16 protein-coding genes are annotated in these 17,390 nt (G+C 47.1%); 8 read left to right on the top strand and 8 right to left on the bottom strand.

Annotation, left to right across the window (positions count from 1 at the left end; all coding sequences use genetic code 11):
• The first annotated feature begins 288 nt into the window (after window positions 1-288).
• Entirely contained in the window at window positions 289-903 is a 615-nt protein-coding gene (locus P253_RS07045) for a carbonic anhydrase (protein WP_035363289.1), read from the top strand.
• A 95-nt stretch (window positions 904-998) separates the two neighbouring features.
• On the opposite strand, the gene P253_RS07040 is transcribed toward P253_RS07045, so the two are convergent.
• On the bottom strand, window positions 999-1,610 hold the full coding sequence (locus tag P253_RS07040; RefSeq protein WP_016659292.1) for an arylesterase: 612 nt from the start codon (window positions 1,608-1,610) through the stop codon (window positions 999-1,001).
• 32 nt (window positions 1,611-1,642) lie between these two features.
• On the opposite strand from P253_RS07040, the gene P253_RS07035 reads away from it, so the two are divergent.
• Window positions 1,643-2,368 carry an ABC transporter ATP-binding protein gene (locus P253_RS07035; RefSeq protein ID WP_016659291.1) on the top strand — a complete coding sequence of 242 codons (726 nt, stop codon included), beginning with the start codon at window positions 1,643-1,645 and terminating at the stop codon, window positions 2,366-2,368.
• Window position 2,369: 1 nt separating this feature from the next.
• Window positions 2,370-4,853, top strand: a complete 2,484-nt coding sequence (locus P253_RS07030; RefSeq protein WP_016659290.1) for an ABC transporter permease — start codon at window positions 2,370-2,372, stop codon at window positions 4,851-4,853.
• Window positions 4,854-4,887: 34 nt separating this feature from the next.
• Here the strand turns inward: P253_RS07030 and P253_RS07025 are convergent, their stop codons facing one another.
• A complete protein-coding gene (locus P253_RS07025; protein ID WP_016659289.1) occupies window positions 4,888-5,706 on the bottom strand; it encodes a rhomboid family intramembrane serine protease in 819 nt (272 codons plus the stop codon).
• Window positions 5,707-5,784: 78 nt separating this feature from the next.
• Here P253_RS07025 and mtgA point away from each other — a divergent pair, with 78 nt between their 5' ends.
• Window positions 5,785-6,459, top strand: coding sequence for a monofunctional biosynthetic peptidoglycan transglycosylase (mtgA, locus tag P253_RS07020; protein ID WP_016659288.1), 675 nt, complete (start codon window positions 5,785-5,787; stop codon window positions 6,457-6,459).
• Window positions 6,460-6,570: 111 nt separating this feature from the next.
• Window positions 6,571-8,652 carry a polyphosphate kinase 1 gene (ppk1, locus tag P253_RS07015; RefSeq protein WP_005179379.1) on the top strand — a complete coding sequence of 694 codons (2,082 nt, stop codon included), beginning with the start codon at window positions 6,571-6,573 and terminating at the stop codon, window positions 8,650-8,652.
• A 93-nt stretch (window positions 8,653-8,745) separates the two neighbouring features.
• Here ppk1 and oxyR read toward each other — a convergent pair whose 3' ends face one another.
• The 4 genes from oxyR to rubA all read right to left on the bottom strand — a co-directional run bounded on the left by oxyR (window position 8,746) and on the right by rubA (window position 12,066).
• The gene (oxyR, locus tag P253_RS07010) at window positions 8,746-9,645 is read right to left on the bottom strand and encodes a LysR family transcriptional regulator OxyR (RefSeq protein WP_005179377.1); all 900 of its coding nucleotides are present in this window, start codon (window positions 9,643-9,645) and stop codon (window positions 8,746-8,748) included.
• Window positions 9,646-9,658: 13 nt separating this feature from the next.
• Window positions 9,659-10,594 carry an alpha/beta fold hydrolase gene (locus tag P253_RS07005; protein WP_016659287.1) on the bottom strand — a complete coding sequence of 312 codons (936 nt, stop codon included), beginning with the start codon at window positions 10,592-10,594 and terminating at the stop codon, window positions 9,659-9,661.
• Window positions 10,595-10,645: 51 nt separating this feature from the next.
• A complete protein-coding gene (locus P253_RS07000) occupies window positions 10,646-11,824 on the bottom strand; it encodes an NAD(P)/FAD-dependent oxidoreductase (RefSeq protein ID WP_016659286.1) in 1,179 nt (392 codons plus the stop codon).
• Window positions 11,825-11,901: 77 nt separating this feature from the next.
• Window positions 11,902-12,066, bottom strand: a complete 165-nt coding sequence (gene rubA, locus P253_RS06995) for a rubredoxin RubA (RefSeq protein WP_005179369.1) — start codon at window positions 12,064-12,066, stop codon at window positions 11,902-11,904.
• A gap of 504 nt (window positions 12,067-12,570) precedes the next feature.
• Here rubA and P253_RS06990 point away from each other — a divergent pair.
• Window positions 12,571-13,113, top strand: a complete 543-nt coding sequence (locus tag P253_RS06990; protein WP_016659285.1) for an adenine phosphoribosyltransferase — start codon at window positions 12,571-12,573, stop codon at window positions 13,111-13,113.
• A gap of 53 nt (window positions 13,114-13,166) precedes the next feature.
• Here the strand turns inward: P253_RS06990 and P253_RS06985 are convergent, their stop codons facing one another.
• A complete protein-coding gene (locus tag P253_RS06985; RefSeq protein WP_034598188.1) occupies window positions 13,167-13,673 on the bottom strand; it encodes a YqiA/YcfP family alpha/beta fold hydrolase in 507 nt (168 codons plus the stop codon).
• Window positions 13,674-13,929: 256 nt separating this feature from the next.
• On the opposite strand from P253_RS06985, the gene lysS reads away from it, so the two are divergent.
• Window positions 13,930-15,456, top strand: a complete 1,527-nt coding sequence (gene lysS / locus P253_RS06980; protein WP_005179355.1) for a lysine--tRNA ligase — start codon at window positions 13,930-13,932, stop codon at window positions 15,454-15,456.
• A gap of 94 nt (window positions 15,457-15,550) precedes the next feature.
• Here lysS and P253_RS06975 read toward each other — a convergent pair whose 3' ends face one another.
• Window positions 15,551-16,093: a hypothetical protein gene (locus P253_RS06975; RefSeq protein WP_016659284.1), complete on the bottom strand. Its 543-nt coding sequence runs from the start codon at window positions 16,091-16,093 to the stop codon at window positions 15,551-15,553.
• Between the two features lie 324 nt (window positions 16,094-16,417).
• On the opposite strand from P253_RS06975, the gene cysD reads away from it, so the two are divergent.
• Window positions 16,418-17,332 carry a sulfate adenylyltransferase subunit CysD gene (gene cysD / locus P253_RS06970; protein WP_005179347.1) on the top strand — a complete coding sequence of 305 codons (915 nt, stop codon included), beginning with the start codon at window positions 16,418-16,420 and terminating at the stop codon, window positions 17,330-17,332.
• Window positions 17,333-17,390 lie beyond the last annotated feature (58 nt).

Raw genomic sequence — 17,390 nt, 5'->3', positions numbered from 1 at the left:
TTTTTTAAATAGGCGTCGGCTTGGCTTGTTTGAATTGTGTAAATTTTCGCCTTAAGTCGAATTGAAAATGCTGTTTCTGGTTATTGTAAGGGCTTTGCAGAAAATGTCACCTAGCTGTTTTTTGATCGGGTTGGTGTGCTGCTTTTGAAGTGTGATGTAAATCGCAATTACTTTGGGAAAATTTGAAAAAATTTATCTTATAAAAATTGATCAGCTATTTTTTTGCAAGTGACTTTGCCCCGGCAGAGGATTAAAATGCTGAAAATTCAAAAACTGGTGGTAACAAGAATGCTCACAGCTCAAGAGACTTTAGAACGTCTTAAACAAGGAAACCAACGTTTTGTTTCGGGCAATACCAATCATCCGAAACAACTAACTCACCATCAACGTGCAGAGATGGCCGAAGACCAGAATCCTTTTGCGATTGTGCTCGGTTGTTCTGATTCACGTGTACCTGCAGAAATGGTTTTTGATCAGGGACTCGGCGATCTGTTTGTGATTCGTGTGGCAGGGAATATTGTTGCGCCATCTCAGGTCGGCAGTGTTGAATTTGCGGCAGAGCGTTATGACTGCGCCGTGGTTGTGGTCTTGGGCCATAGCCACTGTGGCGCGATTCAGGCCACCATTGATACCTTGATGTGCCCGGACTGTCCGCCATCCGCCAATCTGATGTCAATTGTGAACCGTGTTCGCCCGTCCGTAGAAACGCTGCTGCAGACTGAGCTGAAAAATGATTTGGCCAAGCTGTCGAAACATGCGGTTCGTTCCAATGTGTTTGCCTCAGTTAATCAGCTACGTCATGGTTCTGCAGTGTTAGAAAACCTGATTGAGCAGGGTCAGCTGAAAGTCGTAGGTGCAGAATATTCATTAGAAACCGGTGAAGTAACTTTCTTTGATTTTTAATTGATTCTAAAAATAATTAAAAAGCGGGCATTGATGTCCCGCTTTTTTTATCGCTGAAATCTGGATATTAAAACCATCTCAGCATTGAATCGGCTTTATTTTAACGCTGCCTGAATTAAGGGATAGGCATTTTTTAGCAAAATGGGCTGGGCTGCAGCCGTCGGATGGATCAGATCTTTTTGCATCAGGGTATTTTTACCGGCGACACCGTCTAAGAAGAAGGGCAGTAATTTGACCTGATAACGCTGACTCACCACTTTGTAGTTATTTTCAAATGCCTTGCTGTAGGCGCTGCCATAATTGGGTGGCATTTTCATGCCAAATACAATCACCTTGGCTTTGGCCTGTTGGCTGTGCTGAATCAGCCGCGCCAGATTATTTTGAATCAGCTGCGGTGGCTGACCACGCAAGCCATCATTACCGCCCAGTTCAATTACCACCACATGCGGCTTATGCGTTTGCAGTAATTTGGGCAAACGTGCCAGCGCGCCGCTGGTGGTTTCGCCACTCACACTTGCATTGACCACTTTATGCTGTTTCGGATACTGTTGCTCTAAACGTTTTTGTAACAGATGGACCCAGCCTTGTTGTGGTTGCAAACCGTAACCGGCACTTAAGCTGTCACCCAGAATCATGATGGTTTTGGCAGACACCAGCATGGGCATGAAGGCAAGCCCCGCCACAGCGAAATAAGCAAAACAACTCATTTTGAAATTGCGAATGTGCATTTAAGGATACTATGACTCAATTCACTACAGATACCGCCATCATGCCACAAAGCATTATTTTTGCCCAACAATTGACACAAAAGATACAACTTGCACAAAAAACACTGACGATTTTTGAAAATTTAAATCTGGAGATTCAGGCCGGGGAACAGGTGGCGATTACCGGCCGTTCTGGTTCAGGCAAATCGACGCTGTTGGGGATTCTGGCGACCTTGGATCAGGCCAGTGCCGGGCAGTTAACGGTCTGTGGTGAATCAATTCAGGAGCTGAATGAAGAACAGCGTGCGCTGGTGCGGCTGAAATATATTGGTTTTGTATTCCAGTCGTTTCAGTTATTGCCGCATTTAACCGCACTGGAAAATGTCATGCTGCCACTACGCTTGCAACCGAATTTTAAATTTGCCGAGGCCGAACACAAGGCGCGTAATTTACTGAAAAAAGTCGGACTGGAACGGCAGGCAGAGCAGACCCCGAAAGTCCTGTCGGGTGGTGAGCAGCAGCGGGTGGCGATTGCCCGAGCTTTAATCAGTGAGCCTAAAATCATTTTTGCCGATGAACCGACCGGGAATTTAGATGGTGAAACCGCCAAAGAAATTGAACAGCTGTTATTTCAACTGAACCGTGAACTGGGCACTACCCTGGTACTGGTGACGCATGACCCGAAACTGGCGCAGCAATGTCAGCGCCATTTTGAACTCAGTCAGGGACAGCTGCTGGAACACCCGGCAGGAGGATGAGATGAACCCGCTATTTCGTCCTTTACTGACCCAAAGTTTTAAAAGTACCGGCGTTTATCTGTTACTGATTGCGCTAATTCTGGCAATTAGTGCCACAACCGCGCTGAAATTCAGCAATGAGCAGATTCAAAATGCGGTGGCTTTGCAGGCGGCAGAAATGCTGGCCGGTGATCTGGTGCTGTCCGACAATAAACCGATTGCACCGCGCTGGGAAGCGGCGGCCGATGAATTGGCGCTAAAGCAGTCACATGTTACGGTGTTTAGCTCGATGGCACATACCGGCGATGAATTTGTGATGGTGAATGTCAAAGCCATTGATCAGGCCTTCCCGTTACGCGGTGAGCTGCGGGTTGCGCCCCAACCTGCTGCTGCCATTCAACCGGGCGAGGTCTGGGTTAGCCAGCGCGCGATGGAGCTGCTGAAAATTCAGGTGGGCGATACCTTAAATATTGCCGATGGCGCCTTTCAGGTCACGGCCAGCATCGAGCATGATTCCAATCAGGAACTGGGCTTTAGCGGTTTTTCACCGACGGTGATCATTGCCCAGCAAGATGTGGCGCGTACCAATGCCATTCAGGTCGGCAGCCGGATTAATTACCGCTTGCTGATGGCTGGTACACCCCAGCATACCCGCCAGTTCGAGCAGGATTTTAAACAGTATCAGGAGAGCTTGCCTAAGACTCAGGAAGTCGATGGGCAGAATATTAGCGAACCAGATGGGCTGCGCCTACGCAATGCCAGTGAAGGCAATACCCGCTTGATGCGTCCAATTGCCAATCTGGATACCTTTTTACAGCTGGCCAATATTCTCACCATTTTACTGTGTGGCATTGCCATTGCCCTAACCAGCCAGCGCTATGTGCAGCAGAATCAGGATCATATTGCTTTAATGCGTTGCATTGGCGCGACCAAGAAGCAGATTCTGGGCGCTTATCTGACCTTGTTGGCGGTGGTGCTGTTACTGGCGATGCTGCTCGGTAGTGCGGTCGGCATTACGCTAGGCTATGGGCTGTTGCAATTGATGTTACAGCTGATTCCGCATTTGCAATTGCAGTTTTCCGCTGTCGAGATGCTGCTGGGGCCACTCCCGATTGCCATGCTGACCAGTGCCGTGGTACTGCTGGGCTTTATTTTGCCAAGTCTGTGGCAGCTGCTCAATACCCCACCAATCCGGGTGATTCGCCAGCAGGAAAAATCGGTTCAGTCGATGTTGTGGATGCTGCTGACCGGCACACTTAGCCTGATGCTGTTTAGTGTGGTGCTGACTGAAAATATCGTACTAACGCTATGGGTCATGGGCGCCATCATCCTGCTGTGCAGCGTACTCTATGCCGTAGTCTGGAGCTTCCTGAAACTGATCCGCAATTTAAAAAGCGGCATCTCGGCCTATGTGCGCACGCCGTATCAGACTGCATTTCAGATTACCGCACTGGCGCTGGGCCTTAGCCTGATTACCGTGCTGGCAGTATTACGTACCGATCTGCTGGATCGCTGGCAGCAGCAATTGCCGGAAGGCACGCCGAACCAGTTTGTTTATGGTTTACCACCGTTTGATATGCCGGAGTTTCAGACTCAGCTTGAACAGCTGGGCTGGCACAGTACGCCGCTGTACCCAAATGTGCGCGGGCGGCTGGTAGCGAAAAATGATCAGCCCTTTGCTGAAGCGCTAATCCAGCACAATAATTCGCTCCGACGTGAATTAAACCTGACCCAGGCCGAACGCTTTCCGGCCGACAACCTGATTGTGGCCGGACAGGAACAGTTTAGTCAGGTCGGGCAGGTCTCGGTTGAAGCCAATACTGCGCAAGAGCTGGGCATTGAGATTGGCGATACGCTGACCTTTAGTTTGCCGGAAGGCTTGTTGCAGGCCAAAGTCATCAATCTGCGCAGCGTGGAATGGGAAAGCTTTAGCCCGAATTTCTTCTTTATTTTTTCACCGCAAACCATGGATGAAAATGCCGGCAGCTATCTGGGCAGTTTCTATGTGCCGGAGCAGGACCGGCCGGCACTGGTGCAGCTGATCCAGCAGTTTTCCAATACCGTATTTATTGATGTCAGTCTGATTCTGGAAGAGATTAAACGGATTGTGAATGTGTTGGTACAGATTATTACCATTCTGGCAGTGTTGGTGGCCGTGTCCGGGATTCTGGTGCTGATTGCCTGTTTAAACCTGCTGATGGATGAGCGGAAACGTGAAGTGGCCTTGCTGCGTTCTTTTGGTAGTTCCAAGCAGAAATTAAAACGGATGATGAGTCTGGAAATTGGCCTGATTGGCGGAATTGCCGGAGTGGTGGCCTGTCTGTTTGCCGAGGTGATTAGTGCGATTGCCAGTTACCGGATGGAACTGGCAATTCAGCCACATTGGGAAATCTGGCTAATCTTGCCGGTTGTAATGACTTTATTGTGTGCTTTAATTGGCCGTTATCGGCTTAGTTATTTATCTGATATTCCGCCTTTGCAAAGTCTGCGAGAGATGAATCAATAAGTTTCATCTCTGCATTAAAATGGTGGGGTATGCGTTACAGCTGCAATTGCTGGCGCATCATCTGTAGAATTTCCTGCCACAGCGGGGCAAGCATCTGTACCTGTTGCAGACAGTACTGATAAAACAGCCAGCTGATGATGGCGGCGCCGGTCAGCGCCAGCAGTGAAAACAGCGCTGACTTGTGCAGCTTCTGGCCGATGTACCAAAGTGCTGCCAAGGCTGCACCCATCACCATGCCGCCAATATGTGCGGCATTGTTAATTCCGCTAATCATAAAGCCCATAAACAGGTTTAGGCCCATTACCAGCAATAAGGTTTTTTTATCCAGCAGAAAACGCTGTTTTGGCAGACGTGGCAATAATGATAAAACCGTCAGGGACGCACCCAAACCCATCACCGCACCGGATGCACCGGCGCTCACACTTGGCAGTAAATCCGGGCTGGTCAGGCCATGCGCGAGAATCTGTAAGGAATCCTGAATCTGTAAATAGCCACTGAGCAGGCTGCCCATCAGTCCGGCCAATATGTATAAACCTAAAAAATACGGCCGGCCAAAAAGCTGTTCGGCCACGCTGCCAAAAATATACAGGGCCCACATATTCAGCATCAGGTGAATCATGCCAAAATGGAAAAACATGCTGCTGAACAGACGCTGCGGCTGTTCGAGAAAGGTCAGGGGAGCATAGTCGGCGCCCCAGAGAATCGCATCTCGGGTGCTGGGCTGGCTGGCATCGACACCGGTCAGGATTTGCCAGGCAAATACACCAATATTGAGGGCAATCAACAGGGCCGTCAGCCACCATAAATGCGTTTCGGGTTTACGGTGAATCAGCGGCGGTGAATATTCAGACATGCTATTTTTATACAATGATGATTTATTTCGTTATAAGCTTAACACGAAAAATTCACGCCTCAGGAGCCCCAAGCTGACATGAAAGCTTTTATTGTCCGTACCTTATTAATTCTTGTCAGTCTGTTTTTATTGATCCAGTTGTGGATTTTCTCGAGTCTGGCTTGGTGGCGAACCCAGCCAGTACAAAGTACCATGATGATGCGTCTGGACTACTGGTCAGATACTTCCCAGCCCATCCGGCATGAATGGCGTGACTATGACCAGATCAGTGAATATCTGAAAAAAGCCGTGGTGGCTGCCGAAGATGGCAAGTTTATGCAGCACTATGGCTTTGACTGGGAAGGTATTCAGCATGCGCTGGAACGCAATAAAGATCAGGGACAGGTGGTGGCTGGTGGCTCAACCATTTCACAGCAACTGGCGAAAAACCTGTTTTTATTTAACCAGCGTTCATTTTTACGCAAAGGCCAGGAAGCGATTGCCACTTGGATGATGGAACGCATGTGGAGCAAGCAGCGGATTCTGGAAGTGTATTTAAACTCGGTAGAGTTTGGCGACAACATTTACGGCATTGAAGCCGCGACCCAGCATTATTTTGGCAAGTCTTCACGCAGCCTTAGTCGTGAAGAAGCGATTTTTCTGGCTGCGATTTTGCCGAATCCAAAATATTATCAGGACAACCGTTCCGGCCGTGGTCTGGAACCACGTAAACGCATGATCCGTAAATACATGCGTTACAGCGAGATTCCTTGAGTTGTAAAATTGAAAAAAAGCCCACAGCAGTGGGCTTTTTTTATGAAATTGTCACAAAATTGAAGCATACTTATGAATAGTGAATACTTGAGAAAAAGTCATAGGGTGCATATGAATACGGCAGCGAGCGCGACCCCTGCGCAAATAGACTATACCTATAATGATCGATACATCAATCGTGAGCTTTCTATCCTCGATTTCCATTTGCGCGTGCTGGAGCAGGCAGTCGATCCTTTGCATCCGTTGCTGGAACGTATGAACTTTTTACTCATCTTTTCACGTAACTTAGATGAGTTTTTTGAAATTCGTGTTGCAGGGGTGATGGAACAGCTGGATTTGGGTAATGAAAGCCGTAGCCCGGATGGCTTGACTCCAAAACAGGTACTGGAGCAGATTTCACAAACTGCCCACGCTGCCATTGAGCGCCAATACCGTATTTTAAACCAGGAAATTCTGCCTAAACTGCGTGAAGAAGATATCTGTTTCTTGCGCCGTGGTGAACTAACGCCAGCCCAATCGGCCTGGGTGAAAAAATATTTTCAGGAACAGGTGGCACCGGTCTTAACCCCAATCAGCCTGGACCCGGCTCATCCATTCCCGCGTCTGGTCAATAAAAGCCTGAACTTTATTGTGACGCTGGAAGGGAAAGATGCCTTCGGCCGTCAGATTGACTTGGCCGTGGTGCCAGCGCCGCGCTCTTTACCACGTGTGGTGCGTTTACCAGATGAACTGACCGGTGGTAAAGAACATCACGTGATGCTGTCTGCGATTATTCATGAGCATGTATCGGACCTGTTCCCGGGCATGACTGCGACTGGCTGTTATCAGTTCCGTGTCACCCGTAATGCTGACTTGGCCTTAAACGAAGATGTCGAAGATCTGGCCAAAGCGCTGAAAGGCGAGCTGAACTCCCGCCGTTTTGGCCGCGCGGTGCGTCTGGAAGTGACCCAGAACTGTCCGCAACCGATTTATGAATATCTACTAAATGAGTTTGATCTGCATGAAGACCAGCTCTATAAAGTGGATGGTCCAGTGAATCTGGCGCGTTTATTGTCTAACTTTAAACGTCCACATTTACGTTATGACTCACATACGCCAGTGATTCCGAAAGTGTTGAAAAAGTCCGAGAATATTTTTTCGGCCATGCAAAAGCAGGATATCTTGCTGCATCATCCGTTTGAATCCTTTGCCCCGGTGATTAACCTGCTGCGTGAAGCGGCGCGTGACCCGCAGGTACTGGCAATTAAACAGACTTTGTACCGTAGTGGTGCCGATTCTGAAATCGTACAAGTCTTAGCGGAAGCGGCGCGTAATGGTAAAGAAGTGACCGCGGTCATTGAGCTGCGTGCGCGTTTTGATGAAGAATCCAATATTGCCGTGGCCAACGTGCTGCAAGAGGCCGGCGCGGTGGTGGTCTATGGCATTGTCGGTTATAAAACCCATGCCAAAATGATTCTGGTGGTGCGCCGTGAAAACAACAAGCTGGTGCGTTATGTGCATTTGGGCACCGGTAACTATCATGCCGGTAATGCGCGGATTTATACCGACTACGGCTTGCTGACTACAGACAAGGAACTCTGTGAAGATGTACACCGCATTTTCCAGGAACTGACCGGCATGGGCAAAATGGCCAAGCTGAAAAAGCTGCTGCATGCGCCGTTTACCCTACATACCCAGCTGATCAACTTTATTGATGATGAAATTGCCAATGCCAAAGCTGGCAAACCAGCTCAAATTATTGTGAAGGTGAATGCCTTAACCGAAATGCAGCTGATCAATAAACTGTATGAGGCTTCCCAGGCTGGCGTGCAGATTGACCTGATTATCCGTTCGATTTGCTGCCTGCGTCCGGGCTTGCCGGGGCTGTCGGAAAATATCCGGGTACGTTCCATTGTCGGCCGATTCCTGGAACATACCCGCGTGTATTACTTCAGCAATAATGGTGATGCGCGTATTTACTGTTCAAGTGCTGACTGGATGGACCGTAACCTGTTTAACCGGGTGGAAGCCTGCTTCCCGATTGAAGATCCGGCACTGAAAAAACGTATTTATCAGCAAGGTCTGCAAATTTATCTGCAAGATAACCAGCAGGCGTGGCTACTGCAGGGAGATGGTACCTGGATTCGTGCACAGGCCGCAGAAGGTGAGCCGGCTTCCAATGCACAGCGCACCCTGATCGAGATGATTCAGTAAGCGAAGCAAGCCTGACATTTAAAGAATGTCAGGCTTTTATCCGCTAAAAAAATAAGGAGCTGATGCTCCTTATTTTTATGGGTATTGAAGAACTTAGCTGTGCGAGATTTTTTGCAGAATTTGCAATAACACATCAAATTCGCTTTGCAGCGGAGTACTCTTACGCGTTACTAAGGCCAGGGTACGGGTAGGCGCCGCGTCAATCTGTTTCACCACCAGCTCTGAATTGGCCTGAATCATATTGGTATGAATGGCAATTTCAGGCAGTAAGGTAAAGCCGAGGTTGGCTGATACCATTTCCACCAGGGTTGGTAGCGAGCTGGCTTTTAAACGATGATCATTTTTACGCTCGCCAATTGGGCAGGCACTTAAGGCATGATCACGCAAGCAGTGGCCTTCTTCCAGCAGCATCAGGCGAGACAGGTCCAGATCTTCTAAAGATTTGGCCTGAGCCGAGTGTGCATCGGATTTATGGTGGACCAGTACCAGATTTTCTTTGGCAATTTCAGCAACTTTCAGACTGCGGGTATCAAACGGTAGCGCCAGTAACACCATATCCAGGTTACCGTGTTCCAGTTTTTCTACAATTTTTTCACTTTGTGCTTCATGCAGGTGTAACTGGATTTTTGGCAGTTGCTTATGCACTTCATCTAACAGCTGCGACAAAATGAACGGTGCAATGGTTGGAATTACACCTAAATGCAGGTCGCCGGTTAAGGGCTCGCTCATTTCACGGCTTAGACGCATCAAGTCCTGTGCATCGGCCAATAGAACACGCGCTCGGGCTACAACTTGTTCACCGAGAGGAGTCAAACGTACATTCTGGCGATCGCGTTCAACCAATACGCCACCCAATAAGCGCTCTAACTCCATGATTCCGCCCGACAATGTCGATTGAGTCACGAATGAACGGCGCGCCGCTTCTGTAAAATGCAACGTTTCAGACAGTGTAACGAGGTATGACAGCTGTCTTAAGGATGGTAATGCAGCCATAGTGTCCTAATGCTTATAATTTAAAGTGATGAGCAAATAATTCGCTAAGATATGGAATGAAATGCGGAGGGATATCATGCCCCATTCCTTCAATTAATTCAAATTTAGCGTCAGGTATTGCTTTCGCAACAGCCTTACCATGTGCAGGTGGAAGTAAGCGGTCACGAGAACCATGAACAACCAGCGTAGGATGTTGGATCTGCTTGTCCAGACTGCGCAATGAGCCTGTACATAATATTGCTAAAAACTGCTGAAGTACACCCGCTGGATGGTAACTTCGCTGATATAATTTACGGGCGGTCTGTACCGCTTCCATTTCATTCAGATAACCCGGCGAACCAATCACTTTAAACAGTTTCAGGCTGTGGTTAATAATACCTTCTTCATCATTGGATGCCGGCTTGCCCACTAAGCTGAACAGCTGTTTCGGGAAAGGTGGCGGCAGGAAAGGCTGGTTGTTGCTGGTAAATAACAGCGCCAGTTTTCTGACCTTGTCCGGATAGCGGGCCGCCAGAATCTGCGCAATCATGCCGCCCATTGAGGCGCCAATCACATCAACCTGTTCCAGCTCCAGTTTATCAATCAGCAGGGCCACATCATCGGCCATATCATACAGGTTATAAGGCGCCCCCTGATTTTCTAAACCCAAGGCAAAACGGCCCATCAGTTTTAGGGTATTCAAGCGCTCGCCTTGATGGCGTACTTTGGAGGACAGGCCAATATCGCGGTTATCAAAACGGATGACCCGAAAGCCTTGGTCAATGAGTGACTTGCAGAAAAAGTCCGGCCAATACAGCAGCTGCGCACCCAGTCCCATGACCAGTAAAATGGTCGGATTGCCAATTTCGCCACCCATTTCGACATGCAATTCAATGCCATTGCCCAAGTCGACTTTGGTTTCGTGCATAAAACTGCTGTAAGGTGAAACATTTAACCGCAAACTATTCATTCTTATATTCCTTTCTTCAAGGTGATCGCGCACCCCTGATGGATTAAAGCGCTAAACTGCCGCTGGAATCAAGTCAGGAACAAGTTTACTTAAAGCCAGGCGCTGTTTGCCGGCTGTTTGCCCGAGCAGCACAAAGCCGCGTAAGGTGGCATTGCTGTCAAAGGCCTTTGCAATCATGCCATCGTCCAGTTCTTCATTTTGCCAGGTCACTTCTACATCTACCGGAGCAGGTAACACTGTTAATGGTGCCGCCGGGGTTTTCACTGCAACCGGCATAGCTGGGTAGTGTACCTGCGTGGTTTCACCATTTAAGGTTTTGGCCAGCGCACGTGCCTGCTGCATGATTGGCATGACATAAGGTAATAAAGTCCCGTTGACTTCAGCGCAGTCACCCACCGCATAAATATCAGCCAGGTTGGTTTCCAGTAAGCCATTGGTGAGCACGCCGCGACTGGTATGAATGCCGGCTTCTTTGGCTAAAGTGATATTCGGCTGCAAACCGACGGCGGATAGCACCACATCGGCACTCAGGCTGCGGCCATCAGCCAGTGTCACCAGATAATCGCCCTTCTCCAGTTTTGATACTTTATCGACCGTGGTGCCCAAGACAAAATGAATCCCGGTTTCTTCCAGGTTTTGTTTAAATGCAGTGGCAATAAATTCAGGCAATAAACGGCCCAGCGGTTGAGGTGCCAGATCAATCACCGTGACTTGATGCTCGGTATTTTGCAGGTCATTGGCAAATTCACAGCCAATCAGGCCCGCGCCTAAAATCACCACACGTTTGTCTTGACGCGCTGCCAGCTGTTCGCGGAAGGCTTTATAGTCATTTAAATTATTGACCACGTGAATATCATCACTGCCATCACCTGAAATGGCCAGACGAAGTGGGTTGGCACCGACTGCCAGTACCAGTTTGGCATAGGCTTGCTGGCTTTCGACGCCATCTTTCTCTAAAGTCAGCAGATGCTGCTCGGCATCAATGGCTTTGACCCAGGTATGCACTTCAATACGCATATTCAGCTGTGCCCCCATTTTTGCGGCATCCCCCAGCGCAATCTGTTCGGGTGCTTTTTTGCCGGCCAGGGCATTGGAGAGGGTAGGTTTTGCATAGTTGATTGCATCATCTGCGCAAATCATGACCAGTTCCTGTTCAGGGTTCAGTTTGCGAAATTCACGGGCGACTGTATAGCCAGCCATACCAGAACCAATGATGACAATCGGATGCATTATTTTCTCCATAAAAGGTTGAGCATAAGTTTCAAGACATAAAAAAAGACCATGCAGTTATGGTCTTCGAGGCGTACTTAGATTTCGACCATTTCAAAATCGACTTTAGATACGCCACAGTCCGGGCAGGTCCAGTCATCTGGAATATCTTCCCATTTGGTGCCCGCGACGATGCCATCTTGCGGCCAGCCTTCTGCCTCGTCATAAATCCATCCACAAACGATGCATTGATACTTTTTCATTTGACTCTCCAAAAGCCGATCTTCAATAAACCTGACCGGCAAAAAATTCCCTAACCAGCATGACTCAGTTGATATGATTTTAACACTTCATATTCGCTTAAATTTTTACGCAGTTATGAGGTTAAAGTAAAGTAAATATCGGAGTCTAATGCTTCATTTCTAAAGCTGAATGGCTAAGAAGGACAAAATTTATCTTTAAAATCTCAAACATTGCATAGTGTCGGACAATATGCACACTAAAAACCAGCGCAAATCTTTTCAAAATATATGAGAGATCACCTAAATTTCGACTAAAGTCGGACAGCTATTTTTGCTTAAATAGGCTATTCTATAATTAGGATAATCTATATTGGTTATTTAGTATAAAAATACCAATAATAAAAACAATGATTTACTAATTTTAATCGGGTTTTATTTAAACCTGAAGGGTGGACTTTGGCTGGTCTTCGTGGTCAAGACGCTGTAAAATTCACCTATTCTTTTTAATCTCTCTCCGATCTCCTTATGAGCAAGCTGTCTACAACGTTGTGGTCTCACATTCGTACTGTCCAAAACTTTCCTAAAGCCGGTATTTGTTTTTATGACTTGACCCCTTTATTCATGAAAAATATTGGTCCGTTGACAGATGCTTTAATTGAAAGTATTCCTGCAGAAAAACTGGCTGAAGTAGACAGCTTTATTGCGGTAGAAGCACGTGGTTTTGTGCTGGCTAGCCTGTTGGCACAGCGTACTGGCAAGGGCTTATTGCTGGTGCGTAAAGCCGGTAAATTACCACCACCGGTAGTAGGTGTGGGGTATAGCCTGGAATATGGTCTGGACCGTCTGGAAATGGCGGCAGATGTCACCGGTAAGAAAGTTATTATTGTGGATGATGTATTAGCGACTGGCGGTACCTTAAAAGCAGTGAAACAACTGGCGGAAAAATGTCAGCATGAAATTCTGGGTGCCAGCATTTTCCTGGATTTACCAGATTTACACGCAGATTTGGGTCTGAACATCTGGTCGGTACTGGATGAACGCTCTAAGCCGGTGGAAGCAGTGGCTTAAGTCTGGGCACTACCCTGTGAAACTTAGAAAGCCTTGCCGAGTGCAAGGCTTTTTTATTTGTGCAGTGATTGCTGTTCCAGTTGCCAGATTAAAGGATTGATATTTTCCGGACACACCAGCCGATGATGACCACCTTTAAAAGCATGAATTGGCATGTAATTTTCCAGCTGGGTTTGTACCCAGTGCATGTCCAGCTGTTCATCGCCGAGTTCCAGATAGGCCAGCTGCGGAATATCATGGTCCAGTTCCTGTTCGGAAATCTGCGGATAGTCCGGTCGAAAGTCGGGCTGTAAACTCGGATTGGCAATCACGCAGGGAATACCATGCAGCGCCGACATCTTTAAGGCCCAATAGCCGCCGAGGCTATGTCCGACAATAATTTCAGGCTGGATTTTAACAATAATATCGTTATAGAAACTGGCCACCGTCTGGTAGTTCAGATTGCGATAATCCACGGTAATACAGTATTTTTTATCTGCGCAGATGGCATGGAACTTACTCGATTCACGTGAGGAATCCAGCCCATGCAGAAATAGGATTTTCGAGGTGCATCTATTCATTGTTTTCATTCACACTCAAGCGTCTATTGAATAGTTGAAAAGTTCCCTTTTCAATTAATTTCTCTTGCTTATTGTAAGAGTGGTGACGCAAGAAAGAAGTTAGCTATTGGTCTAACAGTTCAGCAAAAGGTGAGGTGCTGTTTAGCAGAGGTTTAGAAAATGAAAAAAATGGCTTAGGATTCAGCAGAGCATACGAAAAGCCAAATAAATCTGCTATGCTATTGCACTTCATTTTTTAGTAATTTTCGAGGCAGAGATGACGCAACCAAACGCTCAGTCGACTTCTGAACCCACTATTTCCGAAAACGATTTAATTGCACAGCGTCATGCCAAGTTAAAGCAAATCCAAGAAAAGGCTCAGGAAAGCAACAGTAGCCCATGGCCAAACACCTTCAAGCGTGAACATTACGCGCAAGATTTACAAGAACAGTTTGCCGACAAATCTAAAGAAGAAATTGAAGGCGGCGACAAGGTGTATGTGTCGGTGGCTGGCCGTGTCATGCTCAACCGTGGTTCATTTATCGTAATTCAGGACATGACGGGTCGTATCCAGCTGTATGTGGCCCGTAAAGAACTTAGCCCTGAAACCTTGGAAACCATTAAAGGTTTGGACCTCGGCGATATTATTGCTGTTAAAGGTTATATCGGCCGTTCAGGTAAAGGTGATTTATATGTGCATATCGAGCACTTTGAATTGCTGACCAAATCGCTGCGTCCATTACCAGACAAGTTCCATGGCCTGACCGATACTGAAGTGAAGTATCGTAAGCGTTATCTGGACCTGATTGTAAACGAAGAAACCCGTAAGACTTTTGAAATTCGTGCCAAAGTGGTATCGGGCATCCGTGCGTTTTTAACTGAAAAACGTTTCATGGAAGTTGAAACCCCAATGATGCACGTGATTCCAGGTGGTGCATCGGCGCGTCCATTTGAAACCCATCATAATGCACTGGATATGCCATTGTTCCTGCGTATTGCGCCAGAACTTTATTTAAAACGTCTGGTGGTGGGCGGATTTGAACGCGTGTTCGAAATTAACCGTAACTTCCGTAACGAAGGTGTATCGACCCGTCATAACCCGGAATTCACCATGATTGAATTCTATCAGGCCTATGCAGACTACAAAGATTTGATGGAACTGACCGAGCAGATGCTGGAGAAACTGGCCATCGACATCTTGGGTTCGACCGATGTGCCGTATGGCGATGAAGTGTATAGCTTCAAAGGTCCGTTCAAGAAAATCTCGATGTTTGATGCGATTCTTGAGCACAACCCGCAATTCACGCCTGAAAACGTCAATGACCGTGAATTTCTGGCCAACTTCGTACAAAACGAACTGAAAGAGCAGGTAAAACCGGGCTTTGGTTTAGGCAAGCTGCAAACCATCGTGTTTGAAGAAACGGTTGAAACTCAACTGCGTCAGCCAACCTTCATTACTGAATACCCAGCAGAAACCTCACCGCTGGCTCGCCGTAATGATGAGAACCCGCACATCACTGACCGTTTTGAATTCTTCATTGGTGGTCGTGAGCTGGCAAACGGCTTCTCAGAGTTAAATGATCCAATTGATCAGGCGGAGCGTTTCCAGGCACAGGTGGCTGAGAAAGATGCTGGTGATGATGAAGCGATGCACTATGATGCAGACTTCGTTGAAGCACTGGAATATGGCTTGCCACCTACAGCAGGTGAAGGGATCGGGATTGACCGTCTGGTGATGTTGTTCGCCAATGCACCAAGTATCCGTGATGTGATTTTGTTCCCGCATATGCGTCACAAGAACTAAAATCTGCTACATCAAATAACCCGCGAATCTCGCGGGTTATTTTTTTGTTTGAGTATCATCAAGCTATACGTAAAGCACAGATCAGAAGAATCGCTTAGATTAAACTGGTCTGAATACGCACTTTCATGTTCAGGCTTTGCTGCACAATAAACGATTTCATCCACTGCACCTGTTCACCCATTGGATTGGTTTTGACTGCGGTGTCGAGGAAGGCCAGTTCCGGGCGCTGGAACAGTTGCTGTTCAATGGCCTGTTCCAGCTGGCTTGAGGTGGAGGCCAGTGGCATGCTGACCAGATAAAAGGCCTTTGGATAATTATAAAAGGCATACATCAGGTTAAAGGCTTTCTGGTCACCTTTTAAATTGCCGGCACCAATTTCATAACCACGATCCTGATTACTGTGGGTCAGACCAATCAAAAACTCGATATTATGGTCCGAAAGTCGTAGACCAAATTGCAGCCCGATCTGATCGGCACTGAACTCGTGCTGGACAAAGGTATTTAGTGCAGAACCATCTTCATCAAACGCTTCCTGCAACACCAGCATGTGCTGCTGATGCTGATACAGAAAGCCGGCAAGCTGCGCCTGTTCCAGCTGGGCTTTTAAGGTGGCTAAATCGTAATGACTATAAGGCATGGGAGCAATCAGAAAAAATTAAAATTTGTTTTATTTTAGGTGTTTCACTTGAAAAATGAAGCGATCTATTAGAGCTTTTAACAATAACTCAATAGATAGAAGTGAGCATAAAAACGGCGACTGGAAAATAGTGATCAGGCTAAAAATTAGCGATGCTGTGCAGGGTATGAGTAAACTTTGATAGCAATATCAGTAATCCTGTATATGACGTTTTTGCATATTAATATAATAAAACAAGCAATAGTACAGATAACTAAATCTCTATAATGAATATAAATTTTATAAAGTGTAATAAGTACACGTTGATTTAAGCTGGTGTTGTCCATGTCATTAAATGAGGAAAGACTTACTCATCTGAAACAGCTTGAAGCTGAGAGTATTCATATCATCCGTGAAGTTGCTGCCGAGTTTGAAAATCCGGTTATGCTGTACTCGATTGGTAAAGATTCTGCGGTGATGCTGCATCTTGCCTTGAAAGCCTTCTATCCTGCAAAACTTCCATTCCCTCTGTTACATGTTGATACAGGCTGGAAATTCAAAGATATGATTGAATTCCGCGACAACATGGCCAAAAAACATGGTTTTGATCTGATTGTGCATCAGAACCAGGAAGGCCGTGACGCCGGAATCAATCCATTTGATCATGGTAGCTCGAAATACACCGACATCATGAAAACCCAGGGGCTGAAACAGGCGCTGGATAAATACGGTTTTGATGCTGCATTTGGTGGTGCGCGCCGTGACGAAGAAAAATCACGTGCCAAAGAACGTGTCTATTCTTTCCGTGATTCCAAACACCGTTGGGACCCGAAAAACCAGCGTCCAGAACTGTGGAATCTTTACAACGGTAAGGTCAACAAAGGCGAAAGCATTCGTGTGTTCCCATTGTCGAACTGGACCGAGCTGGACATCTGGCAATACATTTATCTCGAGCAGATTCCAATTGTTCCATTGTACTTTGCTGCTGAACGTCCAGTGGTAGAACGTAGCGGCACACTCATTATGGTTGATGATGAGCGTATGCGTTTACATGAAGGCGAAGTGCCACAAATGAAATCGGTACGTTTCCGTACACTTGGCTGTTACCCACTGACCGGCGCAGTTGAGTCAGGCGCAGATACCTTGCCCGAAATTATTCAGGAAATGTTGCTGGCCACCAGCTCGGAACGTCAGGGTCGTATGATTGACCATGATGAAGCCGGCTCGATGGAGAAGAAGAAGCAAGAGGGCTACTTCTAATTTCTCCCGACTTCTCTTTCTAAAGAGAGAAAATTTCCCCTAGGTAAAAGGGGGGAGG

Source organism: Acinetobacter indicus CIP 110367 (assembly GCF_000488255.1).
GTDB lineage: Bacteria > Pseudomonadota > Gammaproteobacteria > Pseudomonadales > Moraxellaceae > Acinetobacter > Acinetobacter indicus.
This window is presented reverse-complemented; position numbering and strand designations above follow the sequence as displayed.

Bases quoted from the DNA above. Each gene is read 5' to 3' on its own strand.
- P253_RS07045 (WP_035363289.1), top strand. From the start codon at position 289: ATGCTCACAGCTCAAGAGACTTTAGAACGTCTTAAACAAGGAAACCAA.
- P253_RS07040 (WP_016659292.1), bottom strand. From the start codon at position 1,610: ATGAGTTGTTTTGCTTATTTCGCTGTGGCGGGGCTTGCCTTCATGCCC.
- P253_RS07035 (WP_016659291.1), top strand. From the start codon at position 1,643: ATGACTCAATTCACTACAGATACCGCCATCATGCCACAAAGCATTATT.
- P253_RS07030 (WP_016659290.1), top strand. From the start codon at position 2,370: ATGAACCCGCTATTTCGTCCTTTACTGACCCAAAGTTTTAAAAGTACC.
- P253_RS07025 (WP_016659289.1), bottom strand. From the start codon at position 5,706: ATGTCTGAATATTCACCGCCGCTGATTCACCGTAAACCCGAAACGCAT.
- mtgA (WP_016659288.1), top strand. From the start codon at position 5,785: ATGAAAGCTTTTATTGTCCGTACCTTATTAATTCTTGTCAGTCTGTTT.
- ppk1 (WP_005179379.1), top strand. From the start codon at position 6,571: ATGAATACGGCAGCGAGCGCGACCCCTGCGCAAATAGACTATACCTAT.
- oxyR (WP_005179377.1), bottom strand. From the start codon at position 9,645: ATGGCTGCATTACCATCCTTAAGACAGCTGTCATACCTCGTTACACTG.
- P253_RS07005 (WP_016659287.1), bottom strand. From the start codon at position 10,594: ATGAATAGTTTGCGGTTAAATGTTTCACCTTACAGCAGTTTTATGCAC.
- P253_RS07000 (WP_016659286.1), bottom strand. From the start codon at position 11,824: ATGCATCCGATTGTCATCATTGGTTCTGGTATGGCTGGCTATACAGTC.
- rubA (WP_005179369.1), bottom strand. From the start codon at position 12,066: ATGAAAAAGTATCAATGCATCGTTTGTGGATGGATTTATGACGAGGCA.
- P253_RS06990 (WP_016659285.1), top strand. From the start codon at position 12,571: ATGAGCAAGCTGTCTACAACGTTGTGGTCTCACATTCGTACTGTCCAA.
- P253_RS06985 (WP_034598188.1), bottom strand. From the start codon at position 13,673: ATGAATAGATGCACCTCGAAAATCCTATTTCTGCATGGGCTGGATTCC.
- lysS (WP_005179355.1), top strand. From the start codon at position 13,930: ATGACGCAACCAAACGCTCAGTCGACTTCTGAACCCACTATTTCCGAA.
- P253_RS06975 (WP_016659284.1), bottom strand. From the start codon at position 16,093: ATGCCTTATAGTCATTACGATTTAGCCACCTTAAAAGCCCAGCTGGAA.
- cysD (WP_005179347.1), top strand. From the start codon at position 16,418: ATGTCATTAAATGAGGAAAGACTTACTCATCTGAAACAGCTTGAAGCT.